At 52.2% G+C, this 14,894-nt stretch carries 14 protein-coding genes; 4 read left to right on the top strand and 10 right to left on the bottom strand.

From position 1 onward, the window contains the following. Positions 1 to 162 precede the first annotated feature (162 nt). Entirely contained in the window at positions 163 to 1,071 is a 909-nt protein-coding gene (locus ACO6VE_RS18665) for a class I SAM-dependent methyltransferase (RefSeq protein ID WP_422447923.1), read from the top strand. Between the two features lie 201 nt (positions 1,072 to 1,272). Here the strand turns inward: ACO6VE_RS18665 and ispH are convergent, their stop codons facing one another. The 6 genes from ispH to murJ form a co-directional block, all read right to left on the bottom strand. After that, positions 1,273 to 2,223: a 4-hydroxy-3-methylbut-2-enyl diphosphate reductase gene (gene ispH, locus ACO6VE_RS18660; protein ID WP_422447925.1), complete on the bottom strand. Its 951-nt coding sequence runs from the start codon at positions 2,221 to 2,223 to the stop codon at positions 1,273 to 1,275. 50 nt (positions 2,224 to 2,273) lie between these two features. Next, a complete protein-coding gene (fkpB, locus tag ACO6VE_RS18655; RefSeq protein WP_422446857.1) occupies positions 2,274 to 2,711 on the bottom strand; it encodes an FKBP-type peptidyl-prolyl cis-trans isomerase in 438 nt (145 codons plus the stop codon). Between the two features lie 20 nt (positions 2,712 to 2,731). Continuing rightward, positions 2,732 to 3,238, bottom strand: a complete 507-nt coding sequence (lspA, locus tag ACO6VE_RS18650; RefSeq protein ID WP_422446859.1) for a signal peptidase II — start codon at positions 3,236 to 3,238, stop codon at positions 2,732 to 2,734. Positions 3,239 to 3,447: 209 nt separating this feature from the next. Further along, positions 3,448 to 6,276 (bottom strand): isoleucine--tRNA ligase, encoded by a 2,829-nt coding sequence (gene ileS, locus ACO6VE_RS18645; protein ID WP_422462829.1) that lies wholly within the window; start codon positions 6,274 to 6,276, stop codon positions 3,448 to 3,450. A gap of 66 nt (positions 6,277 to 6,342) precedes the next feature. Beyond that, entirely contained in the window at positions 6,343 to 7,260 is a 918-nt protein-coding gene (gene ribF / locus ACO6VE_RS18640; RefSeq protein ID WP_422446863.1) for a bifunctional riboflavin kinase/FAD synthetase, read from the bottom strand. Positions 7,261 to 7,387: 127 nt separating this feature from the next. Continuing rightward, positions 7,388 to 8,965: a murein biosynthesis integral membrane protein MurJ gene (murJ, locus tag ACO6VE_RS18635; RefSeq protein ID WP_422462827.1), complete on the bottom strand. Its 1,578-nt coding sequence runs from the start codon at positions 8,963 to 8,965 to the stop codon at positions 7,388 to 7,390. 417 nt (positions 8,966 to 9,382) lie between these two features. Here murJ and rpsT point away from each other — a divergent pair, with 417 nt between their 5' ends. Beyond that, the gene (gene rpsT / locus ACO6VE_RS18630; RefSeq protein ID WP_101748329.1) at positions 9,383 to 9,652 is read left to right on the top strand and encodes a 30S ribosomal protein S20; all 270 of its coding nucleotides are present in this window, start codon (positions 9,383 to 9,385) and stop codon (positions 9,650 to 9,652) included. Between the two features lie 81 nt (positions 9,653 to 9,733). Here the strand turns inward: rpsT and proB are convergent, their stop codons facing one another. The 4 genes from proB to rplU form a co-directional block, all read right to left on the bottom strand. Then, positions 9,734 to 10,861, bottom strand: coding sequence for a glutamate 5-kinase (gene proB, locus ACO6VE_RS18625; RefSeq protein ID WP_422462825.1), 1,128 nt, complete (start codon positions 10,859 to 10,861; stop codon positions 9,734 to 9,736). Continuing rightward, entirely contained in the window at positions 10,858 to 12,057 is a 1,200-nt protein-coding gene (cgtA, locus tag ACO6VE_RS18620; protein ID WP_269672981.1) for an Obg family GTPase CgtA, read from the bottom strand. Before cgtA ends, proB begins: the two co-directional genes overlap by 4 nt. A 194-nt stretch (positions 12,058 to 12,251) precedes the next feature. Continuing rightward, entirely contained in the window at positions 12,252 to 12,509 is a 258-nt protein-coding gene (rpmA, locus tag ACO6VE_RS18615; protein ID WP_020581555.1) for a 50S ribosomal protein L27, read from the bottom strand. A 95-nt stretch (positions 12,510 to 12,604) separates the two neighbouring features. After that, complete coding sequence (gene rplU / locus ACO6VE_RS18610) at positions 12,605 to 12,916, bottom strand: 50S ribosomal protein L21 (protein ID WP_101748326.1); 312 nt, start codon at positions 12,914 to 12,916, stop codon at positions 12,605 to 12,607. A gap of 504 nt (positions 12,917 to 13,420) precedes the next feature. Between rplU and ispB the strand changes: the two genes are divergently transcribed. Both ispB and ACO6VE_RS18600 read left to right on the top strand, forming a co-directional pair. After that, positions 13,421 to 14,398: an octaprenyl diphosphate synthase gene (ispB, locus tag ACO6VE_RS18605; protein ID WP_422462823.1), complete on the top strand. Its 978-nt coding sequence runs from the start codon at positions 13,421 to 13,423 to the stop codon at positions 14,396 to 14,398. Between the two features lie 240 nt (positions 14,399 to 14,638). After that, positions 14,639 to 14,894 (top strand): hypothetical protein (locus ACO6VE_RS18600; RefSeq protein WP_422462821.1); only part of this gene is annotated, 256 nt, incomplete at its 3' end.

Below are 14,894 nucleotides of genomic sequence, written 5' to 3'. Positions count from 1 at the left end.
CCCTGCTGGAAACCGGAAGTGTCATTTTATTAAGCCAAACAGCTCATCGCGTTTGATTACCACTGATCGAATATATTAGAAAACTGATCTGGAAATATAAGTGGATAAAGTATATTCGGCATCTATTCTTGTAGTCTCACCCATTGTTTGCAGGTGTTAACTATGAGAATAACTGGAAACATCTTTATAAGGTTCACTTTTATTTTCCTGGTTTTATTCTCTATGTATTCTTATGCTGAATCTGAAGCATTAGAGAAACAAATGGTACCAGAAGGGGATTACACATTTTCCAATAAGTTGGGTATGAGTAGACATCGACTGGAAGCCATGCAACAGATTCTTGATTCTCAGTCCCAGGCCAGTTTGGAACCTTATCTGAAGACGGGTGGTCATTTCCTGGAGGTAGGTCCGGGCCTGGGGTCAATGAGTCAATTCCTCGCGGAATCTACAGGAGAGAACGGAAAAGTCATCGCACTGGATATTGATGATCACTTTCTTGATGAAGTGGCGGCAATTGCCCCTCAGATTGAAGTTATTCATGAAGACATCACCAGTTACGATCCCGGTGCCAACAAGTTTGACCTGGTTTTTATCCGACTCGTGGTCATGCATCTGACCCATAATGACAATTATGAACTCATCGCCAAACTGGCCAGATCACTGAAGCCGGGGGGGTATCTGGTCATTGAGGACTTTGTTGATGCTGGAAATTTAAACCGGTTCCGCCAGCTTGCCAAAATCAATACGAAGCTTCCCGATTATGTGGTGAATGTATATCGCAGAATGTCAAAACATGTTGACTTTGATCAGGGATATCTGCTCGCAGATATGATGACTAAGGCCGGCCTGATTAATGTAGATGCAGAAATATCGTATAAACGGGTTCAGGGTGGTGATAATGCTTTTGGTCGCTTTATGTACCTTTCTTTCAGCCAAGTCGAACCGTACCTGGAGGAAATACCGGAGCATGACACATTATTTCCTTTAATTCAGGCTACATGGATGAACCCGGATGTGCATTGGTATGACCATGCAAGGGTTATTTCCGTTGGTCAAAAAAGCCCGGAATGACCTGAGATTCCCGGGGACAAAAGCACTTAGTTTTATGAGTGATTATGGTGGCCTGTGACCTCCAATCGCCGTATGTGCTTTTGCACGCGGCGAGTATACACGTCACTGATCCATTTTTTCAGGATTGGCTGACTCCAGATTCGGTTCTCTTTCTGCGTTAATCATGATAGGCCCTCGTGTCTCTTGGAATAAAGAAAAAGGCTAATCAGAAACCGCTTTCAAACGCAGCTCTTTAGGCATGGTAAAGACAATATTCTCTTCTTTACCAGCCAACTCTTCCGGTAATTCTGCACCCAGTTCTTTTAACCGCGTGATAACGCCCTGAACCAGAATATCCGGTGCCGAAGCGCCTGCTGTGATACCAATGGATGCTTTGTCAACCAGCCATCCCGGTTTGACATCGTCGGCATTATCCACCAGATGTGCTTCAGCGCCCGAGCGCTCGGCCAGTTCACGCAGTCGGTTGGAGTTTGAGCTGTTCACTGAGCCGACCACCAACACCAGGTCACACTGTCCCGCCAGAATTTTTACCGCATCCTGCCGGTTCTGCGTGGCATAGCAAATATCGTCTTTCCTTGGTCCGTGTATCTCAGGGAACTTGAGACGCAGGGCTTCAATCACTTTGGCAGTGTCATCCATGGAAAGGGTTGTCTGGGTGACATAGGCCAGTCTGGCAGGATCTGCTACCTCAAGAGCACGAACATCGTCTTCGTTCTCAACCAGATACATAGCACCACCGTTTCGTGAGTCGTACTGCCCCATGGTGCCTTCCACTTCAGGGTGCCCATGGTGACCAATCAGTACACACTCCATGCCATCCCGGGAATAGCGCACCACTTCCATGTGAACTTTTTTTACCAGCGGGCAGGAGGCATCAAACACCTTCAGGCCCCGACGTTGCGCCTCATCCTCTACAGCCCGAGAAACACCGTGGGCACTGAAAATAACGATGACGTCATCCGGTACCTGATCCAGCTCATCGACAAAGATTGCCCCACGCTCTTTCAGGTTTTCCACCACAAACTTGTTGTGGACCACCTCATGACGGACGTAAATAGGAGGACCGAAAACATCAAGCGCCCGGTTGACGATCTCAATGGCACGGTCCACACCTGCACAAAAGCCACGGGGATTAGCCAGTTTGATTTTCATAGGGGAGTCACCAACCTTTTCTGTCACTGCTTTATGGCTCTGGTTATCGCTCAAGGCGTCTCTACATCCAGAATCTGTACCTCAAAGGTCAGGTGCCGACCTGCCAGAGGGTGATTGAAGTCAACTTCAACCATTTCATCATCAAAATTTCTGACCACGCCGGGAAGCTCACTGTTGGCCGCGTCAGAAAAGGACATCACCAGCCCTTCCTCCAGCTCAACCCCACTGGCAAAACTGCCCCTGGGGATACGCTGGAGATTATTGGGATTCGGCATACCAAACGCTTTTTCCGGAGGAATCCGGGACACCCGGTCTTCACCTGACGCCAGGCCATACAGCGTTTCTTCAAATCCTTCCGGGAGATTACCATCACCGATGATCAGGGATGCCGGTTTCTCCGCTGGTGTGCTGTCCACCACACTCCCATCATCCAGCTTCAGGGAAAAATGCAGAGTGACCTTGCTGCCTTCCTCAATTACTGCTGACACCGTGACTCGCTCCTGCTCTTCTATTTATCGTTGCTGCTACTTTCCACCGAAGGATTACTCCGGAACATATCCAGAATCAACATGGCGGCCCCCACCGTAATGGCTGTATCCGCCAGATTGAATGCCGGAAAATACCAGTTTTTGTAGTAAAACAACAGAAAGTCGGTGACATGCCCATGCAACAACCGATCAATCAAATTCCCCAACGCACCGCCCAGTATTAATGACAGAGAGCAGGCCTGCCAGTTTTCTCCTGAGCGAAGCTGCTTCAACCACCCCACCAGCATGATGCTGACAATAATAGCGACACCACTGAGAAACCAGCGCTGCCAACCGGACGCATCACTGAGAAAACTGAAAGCAGCCCCGGTATTGTAAGCAAGGGTCAGGGAAAAGAAGGGCAATACCGGTAATTGCTGGTAAAGGGAAAACTCCTCAATAACCCACCATTTTACCAGTTGGTCAAAGCCGAACACGATGGCACTGAGCCAGAGCCAGTGAAGCTTTCCTGAAGTATTACTCTGCATGGCCGGTTCCTGCTAAAAAGTCCATATTATTCAGTGAGTCCTGTCAATACTAAGTGTCTTGAACCGCCGGGGGATAGTGCGAATTACCGAAATCCATAAGAATTTAACAAGTTACAACACCCCAGCGTTGAACAACAGGTCATAAAGTAGACTACTGTCCAAAAAAATACCCGGTGCTGACCGGGTATTTTTTATGGCAAAAACGAAAATCAGGCAAATTGCCGCTGTTCGCCACTGCCTTCTACGTTTGCAACACAGCGGCCGCAAAGCTCCGGATGTTCGGCAATGGTGCCAACATCTTCACGGCGATGCCAGCAACGCTCGCACTTCTTGTGTCCGGCCTTCTCAACCAGCACTTTGAGTCCTGCCAGTTCAGTTGCCGCAGCATCACCCGCATCAGCCAGAGGCTTAACGGTAGCTGCAGAGGTAATCAGCACAAACCGCAACTCATTACCCAGACGGTTCAGTTTTTCTGTCAGCGCCTCATCGGCAAACAGAGTCACTTCCGCTTCCAGAGAGCCACCGATGGTTCCAGCCACACGGGCATCTTCGAGGGCTTTGTTCACTGCCGTCTTCACGTCCAGAATCGTATTCCAGAACTCACGGCCAAGTTCATCACCTTCCAGACTGTTCAGCCCCTCGTACCAGGTTTCCAGGAAAACCGATGCACCACGCTGCCCGGGCATCGCTTCCCAGATTTCGTCGGCGGTAAAGCTGGTGATGGGTGCCATCCAGCGGACAAAGGCCTCGATGATACGGTACATCGCCGTTTGACAGCTGCGACGGGCCAGACTGTCCTGTGCAGTGGTGTACTGACGGTCCTTGATGATATCCAGATAGAAACCACCCAGATCCAGTGAGCAGAAATTGTGAACTTTCTGGTAGACCGAAAGGAAGTTGTAGCTGTTGTACGCATCCACCACTTCATTTTGCAGTCTCAGGGTACGATCCACAGCCCACTTATCCAGTGACAGCATATCCTCCCAGGCAACCGCATCGGTTTCTGGGTTGAAACCGGTCAGGTTGGACAACAGGAAGCGTGCGGTATTACGAATACGACGATAGCTGTCTGCCGTGCGCTTGAGGATATCATCAGAAACGGTCATTTCTGAGGTGTAGTCTGTGGCAGAGACCCAGAGACGCAGAATATCCGCCCCCAGAGACTTGAAGACCTTCTGGGGAGCAATCACATTACCCAGCGACTTGGACATCTTCCGGCCATTGGCATCCACGGTAAAGCCATGGGTCAGCAGGCCTTTGTAGGGCGGCACGCCATGCATGGCAATACTGGTTTTCAGGGACGACTGGAACCAGCCACGGTGCTGGTCAGAACCCTCCAGATAGAGGTCTGCGGGGAATTGCAGCCCATCACGTCGCTCGATCACCGAATAGTGAGTAACACCGGAATCAAACCAGACATCCAGCGTATCGGTCACTTTCACATAGTGCTCAGCATCTTCAGCGCCAAGCATATCCGCAGGTTCCAGATCAAACCAGGCGTCCATCCCCTCCTGTTCAACTTTCAGTGCGACTTGTTCAATCAGTGCCTGAGTTTCCGGATGCAGCTCTTCGGTCTCTTTATGGATAAACAGCGCAATCGGCACACCCCAGGTGCGCTGACGGGAGATACACCAGTCCGGACTCTGGCCCAGCATGGCTTCCATCCGGTTACGGCCCCACTCAGGGGTAAACACGACACCTTTCAGGGAATCCATGGCGGTATCCAGCAGGTGTTCTTTGGTCATGCTGATAAACCACTGGGGCGTGGCACGGAAAATCAGTGGTGTTTTGGTACGCCAGCAGTGAGGGTAACTGTGCGTCAGTTTTTCCTGAGCCAGCAGTCGTCCTTTCTCAACCAGAACCTCAACCACTTTCGGGTCAACCTTGTAAACGTGCTCACCGGCAAACAGTTCTACGTTGGCGCGGTAATAACCACTGTCGTCCAGATAGTTCAGGGTACCGATGCCGTAGTGACGCCCCACATTAAAGTCATCAACACCATGGTCAGGTGCCGTATGAACATTACCGGTACCCGCGTCAATGGTGACGTGATCACCCAGTATCAGCGGCAGTTCCCGGTCATAGAATGGATGGGCAACTTTCTTGTGTTCAAACGCTGCGCCCTTTGCCCGGGCAATGATCGTGTAGTCTTCAATGCCATAACGCTGCATGGCACTGGCTACAAGGGCTTCAGCCAGAACCAGACGGGCAGGTTCATCATTCACCTGACACTGCACCAGGGCATAATCCAGATCGCCGCCCATGCTGACCGCCTGGGAGGATGGCAGGGTCCATGGTGTTGTCGTCCAGATAACGACGGCTACCTCACCTTCACCCTGCCCTTTTGGGGAATCAAAAGTAAATGCACTTAACAGATCAGCTTCATCAAGCGCTGCATAACGCACATCAATCTGGGTAGAGGTTTTATCCTGATACTCAACTTCTGCTTCCGCCAGGGCAGAGCCACCGACAACACTCCAGTAAACCGGCTTATAGCCTTTGACCAGATGACCATTAGCAGCAATTTTGCCCAGGGAACGGATGATGTCAGCTTCGGTCTGGAAATCCATGGTCAGATATGGCTTGTCCCAGTCGCCAAACACCCCCATGCGCTTGAAGTCCTCACGCTGGCCATCCACCTGTTTGGCGGCGTATTCACGGCACTTTTTGCGGAAGGTTTTGAAATCCACTTTATCCCCGGCCTTGCCGAGCATACCTTCAACCTTATGCTCAATCGGCAGGCCATGGCAGTCCCAGCCCGGAACGTAAGGGGCATCGTAGCCATCGAGTGTTTTGGCTTTAACGATAATATCCTTCAGGATCTTGTTAACGGCATGGCCGATGTGGATATCACCATTGGCATAGGGAGGGCCATCATGGAGAATAAACTTTTCCCGTCCCTGGCTGATCTTGCGAATTTCTTCGTAGAGATCCATGTCATACCAGCGCTTGAGCATTTGTGGCTCACGCTGGGCCAAGTTGCCGCGCATCGGAAAATCGGTCTGCGGCAAATTCAATGTATGCTTGTAGTCGGACATAGTTGTTTACCGGAACCTCTACGGACTATTCATCACAGCTATTTATTTAAAAAGCTTGCGGGTTATTTAAAAAAGCTTGCGGGCTGTTTCAATATCATTGGCAATCGCTGCCCGCAAGGCTTCAAGCGATTCAAATTTCTGTTCATCCCTGATCTTTTCCACAAACTCTACCCGCAGGGTCTGATCATACAGATCCCCCTTGAAGTCGAGCATATGGACTTCAAGCAGCGGTTTAACGCCGGATACCGATGGCCTGACGCCCAGGTTGGCAACCGCATTAAAACGATGGCCATCCACCAGTGTACGAACAGCAAACACGCCCCGCAAAGGCAGACGTCGACGACATACCCTGATGTTCGCCGTGGGGAAGCCCAGGGTTCTGCCCAACTGCTGCCCCTTTACTACCCGGCCAATCATGGTAAATGGTCTGCCCAGCATATGTTCCGCTTCGGCAAACTTATTTTCCGCCAGCGCATCACGAATGCGGGTACTGCTGATACGCCCCTGCTGCATCAATACGGTCTGGGTATCACAGACTTCAAAACCGTAGCGCTCACCCATCCGTTCCAGATGGGTAAAATCGCCTTTGCGGTCACAGCCGTAGCGAAAGTCGTCACCCACAATCAGGTAGCGAATATCCAAACCTTCAACCAGTGCCCGAAAGACAAAATCATCAGCACTGAGGCTGCGCAGCCGGTCATTAAACGGCAGACAGAGCACCTGGTCCACATGATTTTCCGCCAGCAGCGCCAGCTTCTCCCGCAGGCTGGACAGCCTCGCGGGTGCAGCATCCACCTGAAAATACTCTCTGGGCTGGGGCTCAAAGGTGATAACGCATACCCTGGCGTCCAACTCAAACGCCTGTTGTTTCAGGGCCTCAAGAATGGTTCTGTGGCCCACATGCACACCATCAAAATTACCGATGGTGGCCACGCATCTCTGATGTTCTGGCCTGATATTGTGCAACCCGCGGATCAACTGCATGGAGGGGCTCGGACTCCCTTACTTCCTGTATTCAACCATTGTTGAAAAAATGTTGACGATGAAGCCGGGCAGTATACCCCAGCAGGTTCCACGGGTCACTGAGCACGCAACGAAACGTCAACAGGCCCTAATGCCTGAATTGCCCCGGCCTGATACCACTGAGTAAAAGCACACCGATGTAAACCGCCAATCCGGACAGGACCAGCAGGCCAGTCTGGGATACTCGCTCCCATAGTGACCAGGCCAGCCATTGTTCAATATCTTTGGCCAGCCAGATCAGCGTTGCCGCCATCGCCAGGTTAGCAACCACCAGCCGGGCGAAATAAACCAGCCAGCCACTGGCAGGCTGATAAACCCCGGACCGTTGCAAACCACGATACAGCAAGCCCGCATTCAGAAAAGCCGACAGAGTTGTGGCCAGTGCCAGCCCGGCATGTTGCAGGGGGAATACCAGAATCAGGTTAAACACCATATTCGCAACCATCGCGATAATGGCAATTTTTACCGGTGTTTTGGTGTCCTGGCGGGCAAAATAACCCGGTGCCAGCACTTTGATCAACATAAAAGCAATCAAACCAAGGGAGTAGGCCTGCAAACTCATGGCGGACATCAACACATCACGGTCCGTCATCTCGCCATAGTCAAACAGGGTCGCGATTAATGGCCCGGCCAGAATGAACAGCGCAACGGCCGCCGGCACACCAATCAGCAGTACCAGACGAATAGCCCAATCCAGTGTTCTGGAGAAATGCCCACCGTCTGCTTCTGCGTGTTTGGTGGAGAGGCTGGGCAGAATCACCGTGGCAATGGCGATACCAAACACGCCCAGTGGCAGCTCGGATAAGCGGTCAGAGTAATACAGCCAGGAGACACTGCCGGTTTGCAGGAAAGAGGCCAGCACCGTATCCAGCAGCAGGTTGATCTGACTGACAGAAACCCCAAACAGCGCCGGCACCATCAGTGTCATGATTCTACGGCTGCCCTCATGCTGAACGCCCCATTTGGGCATGGGCAGAAGGCGAATCTGCAAAAGAAAGGGCATCTGCAGTAACAGCTGGGAAATGCCCGCAATCGCTACGCCCCAGGCCAGTGCCATCACCGGCTGATCAAAATAGGGTGTTAGCAGAAGTGTTGAACCAATCAAACTCAGATTCAGCAACACGGGAGTAAATGCCGGTACCGCAAAGCGTCCATAGGTATTCAGGATTGAGCCCGACAGAGCTGTTAGTGAAATCAACAGCAGGTAGGGAAAGGTGATCCGCAGCATGTCACCGGCAAGCGCCAGTTTTGCCGGTTCATTGATAAAGCCAGGCGCAAACAGCCGGATCAATATCGGAGCCGCCAGAACACCCACAACCGTCACCAGCAGCAATATCCCCGCCAGGGTTCCACTTACGCGACTGACCAGTTCGCGCACATCGTCAAAGCTTCGTTTAGAACGATATTCCGACAGCACCGGCACAAAAGCCTGAGAAAACGCCCCTTCAGCAAACAGGCGACGAAGAAAATTCGGGATTTTGAACGCCACAAAAAAGGCATCCGCTGAGGCTGTCGAACCAAAGTAGCCAGCAACCACCACATCCCTGGCCAGACCCAGTACCCGGGAAAGCATGGTCATTATCCCCACCACCAGGCTGGATCTCAGCAATCCGGATTTTTTCGGTTCAGGCTGATTGGCTGGCGGGCTGTTATCGGAATCACTCATGGTGCAATTGAATGTAAAAGCATAAGAATAAACAGCCAATCATATCCAAGGTAATTGCGATTGCCACATATATTGTGAAAATCGCCGGTTTTGCCCAAAAACAGTGTCACCTCCCGGACCGTCAAAAAACACCACAGTCCGGTAGATTTAAAGCCCTGCAGGCAGTATGCCGTATTGACAAGACCGGCCTGAGTCGGCATAGTTCGGCGGCTAAATAGCCTTGAGCCAGATACAGCCTTGAGCCAGGTATAGCCCTGAGCTGGATACAGCCCTGAGCTAAATGAAAGTGGGATATGGGCTGACAATGTCTTACCCGGGCCATTGCCAGTAACTGCGGCAAACAACCTATTCCATGCAGGGTGCCCCAAAGCCGCCCTGAGACAACCCGAACGAAATTGAATTTCCAGGAGCACCGAAATGGCAAACTCTCCTTCTGCACGCAAGCGCGCCCGTCAGGCTGAAAACCGTCGTCAGCACAACGCCAGCCTGCGTTCCATGGTTCGCACTTCTATCAAGAAGGTGATCAAGGCGATCGACACCAGAGACGTTGAAGCCGCTAAAGCTGCCTTCACTGCAGCGGTACCTGTGATCGACCGCATGGCCGACAAGGGCATCATCCACAAGAACAAGGCTGCTCGTCACAAGAGCCGTCTGAACGCTCAGATCAAGGCCCTGGCAACTGCCTGAGCCTCGCTGAGACAGACAACCACTGCGCGTTGTCAGGATACAAAAAAACCGGCCTTTGCCGGTTTTTTTGTATCTATACGATCAAGACGCAAGCACCATATTATCCCGATGCAGCAACTCAGGCTCTCGCTGATAGCCAAGTAACGCCTTAATCTGATGACTGGGCTTGCCAATAATGCGTTCCGCTTCACTGGCACCGTAATTGATCAACCCACGAGCCACTTCATTGCCGTTTTCATCCAGGCAGGTAACCATCTCACCACGCTGGAAGCGGCCTCTCAGCGCCTTTACCCCTACCGGCAACAGGCTTTTACCCTGCTCCTTCAGTACCCGGACAGCACCGGCATCCAGCACCAGTTCACCAGCGGTTTTCAGATGCCCCTGGAGCCACTGCTTGCGTGCCGCCATTGGCTCCTGATCCGGAAGCAGCAAGGTACCCAGCTCTTCACCGGCAAACACCCGGGTAATCACATTGTCTGCACGGCCACCAACAATCACCGTCGCACAGCCGGACGCAGCTGCCTGGCGGGATGCGCGCAACTTGGTCTGCATGCCTCCGCGCCCCAGGCGACCACTGCCACCACCCGCCATGGCATCCAGGGACTCATCCCCGGCACGCACTTCATGCATCAGCCTGGCATCAGGGTTGGTTCTTGGGTCGGCGGTAAACAGGCCATCCTGATCCGTCAGAATCACCAGAACATCCGCTTCCACCTGGTTCGCCACCAGCGCTGCCAGCGTATCGTTATCGCCAAAGCGAAGTTCGTCAGTCACAACCGTGTCATTTTCATTGATGACCGGTACCACCCCCATTTCCAACAGGGTTTTCAGGGTACTCCGGGCATTCAGGTAACGTCGGCGATTACTGTGGTCATCGTGAGTCAACAGTACCTGTGCCGGCTGCACACCATACTTCTGAAAACCAACCTCCCAGGCCTGCACCAGACGGGCCTGACCCACCGCCGCCGCGGCCTGCAGCTGATGCAACGCTGTTGGCCGCTCCATCCAGCCCAGCCTTTCCATGCCTGCCGCAACCGCACCGGAAGAGACCAGCACAACCTCCACGCCCTGATCACGCAGCTGGCACATCTGCGTCACCCAGGCGTCCATACGATCAAGATCCAGGCCCTGACCTTCATTGGTTAACAGCGCACTGCCAATTTTGATCACCCAGCGCCGGGCTGCCTGCAAGCGGTTGCGTTCACTCATACGTAGAAGACCTCGACATCGTGATCGTCATCATCATCGTCGTCATCGTTATCCGCCGCTTTTTTTGCCGCCCGACGAGCACGACGCTCTTCGGCCAGCTCCCGCATACGCATGCGCGCCTCAGATTCCATCTTGCTCAGCTGCTCTTCTTCCTGTCTGGCCAGCTCTTCATCTTCACTTTGTTCCAGCGCGCGCTCTTCGATAAAGCTCATGATGTTCTGACAAAGAATCCCGGTGCCCAGACCAGCAATAGCGGATGTCTGGTAAACAGGGCCGGTCCAGTTCAGCTCCTTGATAATATGCTGGCAGACAGCTTCGCGCTGATCGTCGGGCAGCAAATCGACTTTATTCAACACCAGCCAGCGATCCCGGTTCGCCAGGGTTTCACTGAACTGTTCTAACTCATGAATAATTGCCTTGGCAGACTCCGCCGGATCGGTGTCATCATAAGGTGCCACATCAACAAGGTGCAGCAGAATACGGCATCGGGCCAAATGCTTGAGGAAACGAATACCGAGGCCAGCACCCTCAGCAGCGCCCTCAATCAGACCGGGAATATCGGCAATAACAAAGCCACGATGACGATCCACCGCCACCACGCCCAAATTTGGAACCAAGGTAGTAAATGGATAATCAGCCACCTTTGGCCGAGCCTGGGATACGGCACGAATAAACGTAGACTTGCCCGCATTGGGCATACCGAGCAGGCCTACATCGGCAATCACCTTAAGCTCAAGGCGCAGATCCCGGCGCTCGCCTTCAGAACCCGGGCTGGTCTGTCTCGGCGCACGGTTAACACTGGATTTGTAACGGGTATTCCCCAACCCGTGAAAGCCACCCTGGGCGACCTTGACGCGCTCACCAACATGGGTCAGATCGCAGATAACCTCTTCCGTCTCGTTATCCACAACCGTGGTGCCCACCGGCACTTTCAGCTCGATATCCGTACCTTTGGCACCGGTACAGTTACGGCCACGACCCGGCTCACCGTTCTGTGCCTGGTAGTGCTTCTGGTAGCGGTAATCCACCAGGGTATTCAGGTCGTTGTCAGCAATCACATAGATGCTGCCACCATCACCACCGTCGCCACCATCGGGGCCACCTTTTTCAATAAATTTTTCACGGCGAAAGCTCAGGCAGCCATTACCACCTTTACCCGCCTGAACCGTGATTGTCGCTTCATCTACAAACTTCATTGCGCCACTCTCCTGCAACCATAATTGCAGCGTAACCAGTCATCTGCCAATGCCTGCAGGTAAACCCTTAATAGATGTCAGGGCTTACCTGTAGGCACTGTCCGGTCAATAGATAAACAAAAGCCCCGCGATAGCGGGGCTTTCAGGGTGAGCCGTCAGCAATCATCAGATAATCACTGACAGCCCGAACGCCATTATGCAGCAGCTACGCTGACATACTTGCGCTTTTTAGGACCCTTCACTTCAAACACGACTTTACCGTCGGCCTTGGCGAACAGGGTGTGGTCCTTACCGATGCCTACGTTAGCACCAGCGTGGAACTTGGTACCACGCTGACGAACGATGATGGCACCCGCCTGGATAGCCTGACCACCAAAGATTTTGACACCAAGGCGTTTACTTTCTGAATCGCGACCGTTGCGGGTACTACCGCCAGCTTTTTTGTGAGCCATCTTGCTCTCCTTTTATCCCGGACCTGCCGCCAGCTACCACACCAGAGACCGTCCTTAGAAGTAATCAACAGGTTAAAAAAACCTGTCAGCAATAATTAACCGGCAATTCCGGTGATCTTCAGCTCAGTGAACCACTGACGATGGCCCATCTGCTTGCGGTGATGCTTACGACGCTTGAACTTGATGATCTTGATTTTTGGACCACGGCCGTGGCTGATAACTTCAGCAGTAACCTTGGCACCTTCAACCACTGGAGCACCAACTTTCAGTTCTTCGCCATTGGCGATCAGCAGAACGTCGTTGATTTCCAGACTTTCGCCAGCGGCGTTGCTCAGTTTTTCTACCTTCAGGATTTCTCCTTCGGTAACGCGGTACTGCTTACCACCAGTTCTGATAACTGCGTACATGATTTGATCTCCGAAAATCCTTAAGAGCCTCTTTGTCAAAGGCATCCACCGGCCCTGGAAAGGCATGGTGGAATTTTTAGCTATCTAAAAACCACTTCTTTTGCAGCTGACAGCTATTAAAGAAGCTGATGGCTATTAAAGAAGCTGATGGCTCCAACAAGACCAGTACGGCCTTTCAGTTACCATCAGGGATGGGCGGCACCTCATGAGCTGAAGGGCAGCTGAAACCAGCTATTAATCAGCAATCCATGACAAAGCGGCACACCGCACCGGATTCTCAGATAGGGGCGCAAATTTTAAGGGAGTCAAGCCTCACTGGCAAGACCTGTTGGCATTTTATCCTGCCCTGCCCGGTGAAAGGGGTCAGCAGGTCTGCTGCCTGTTTCACTGAAATAAGTAGGCACCCCGCAAAGACCCTGTATTAATGCCTTCATCACCGGCTGCTATTGACAGTTGCAGTAGCACTAAATACGATGCCCAATTTCGCCCCACCAAATAAGCCAGATGCCGGACAAACAACAAGCCTCTTTTCAGATCGCAGTCCACGACGATTTCCGCAGGGTGAACGAGTGCATTCACGATCAATTGCACTCTGACGTCGCCCTGGTCAGCAAAATCAGTGAATACATCATTAAGTCCGGTGGCAAGCGGCTACGCCCATTGCTGGTACTGCTGACTGCCCGGGCCTGTGGTTACAATGACTGCAACCACGTACCACTGGCCGCCATTATTGAATTCCTGCACACTGCCACCCTGCTGCATGACGACGTGGTGGATCAGTCAGACATGCGCCGCGGCAGAGACACGGCGAATGCCCTGTGGGGCAACGCGCCCAGCGTTCTGGTGGGTGATTTTCTCTATTCCCGCGCATTCCAGATGATGGTAGGGCTGGAGAGCTTCAAGCTGCTGCATATTCTGGCGGACGCCACCAATGTCATTGCCGAGGGTGAGGTTATGCAGCTGATGAACATCAATGATGCTGATGTTACCGAAGATGACTACATGGAAGTCATCCGCTGCAAAACCGCCATGCTGTTCCAGGCCTCCAGCCAGACGGCCGCTGTGCTGAGCAAAGCCAGCCCGGAACTGGAAAAAGATATGGCTAACTACGGTAATTACCTCGGCATTGCCTTCCAGCTGGTGGATGATTTGCTGGACTATGAGGGCGATTCTGAAACCATGGGTAAAAACCTCGGGGATGATCTGGCAGAAGGCAAACCGACATTACCGCTGATTTACACCCTGAAACATGGCACCAGTGAACAAAAGGCGCTGGTAAGGGAAGCGATTGAGCAAGGCGGCCGGGACAATATTGCAGCCGTTGTGGAAGCGGTTCGCAGCTGTGGAGCACTTCAGTACACTGCGGCTAAAGCCCGGGAATACACAGCCAAAGCAAAACGTTGCCTGAACTTATTGCCAGAAGGCAAGTATCGCAGTGCTATGGCGGACCTTGCGGACTTCGCGGTTGTCAGAAGCTGTTAATCAGCATTTGTTTTAAGGCGAACCCTTGCAAGCGAAGGGGCCGGTATTTTGTGAATACCGGCCCTTTTTTTAGGGCTGGACCAAAGGCAGGTTCACCGCAGTCTCCAGAAATATCTAACCGCGGTTTTCAGGATTGGTGTCGCATTCCAACGAAAGCAATCCCAGCAGCCATGGCTCAGGGGTGATCAACTGCTGAAGTCAGGTCAATGCAAGCCATTAACATGCAACTTTTCCACTATTTTGCAATCGAATATGTCCAAAACAAATATGACATTGGACAAATTCATGCTTTCGTTAAATACAGAAATCAACTCAATACTTTTCCAACCCTGGCAACCAGATACTGCTTCTGAAAAGCCACCAATACCAACGGTTGCCGATCAGCCGGAATATATTGAATTGCCTGGGGTTCATTGTTACGAGGAACTGGAAACCCATGCCGCCTTTCCTGAGATAAAAACCCGTTTCCTGAATGATATTGAGGAGATGAAACAAC

The sequence above is a fragment of the Endozoicomonas sp. ALB115 genome (genome assembly GCF_049310245.1).
Taxonomy (GTDB): domain Bacteria; phylum Pseudomonadota; class Gammaproteobacteria; order Pseudomonadales; family Endozoicomonadaceae; genus Endozoicomonas.
Note: the sequence above shows the minus strand (reverse complement) of the source record. Positions and strands in the feature narration are given on the sequence as shown.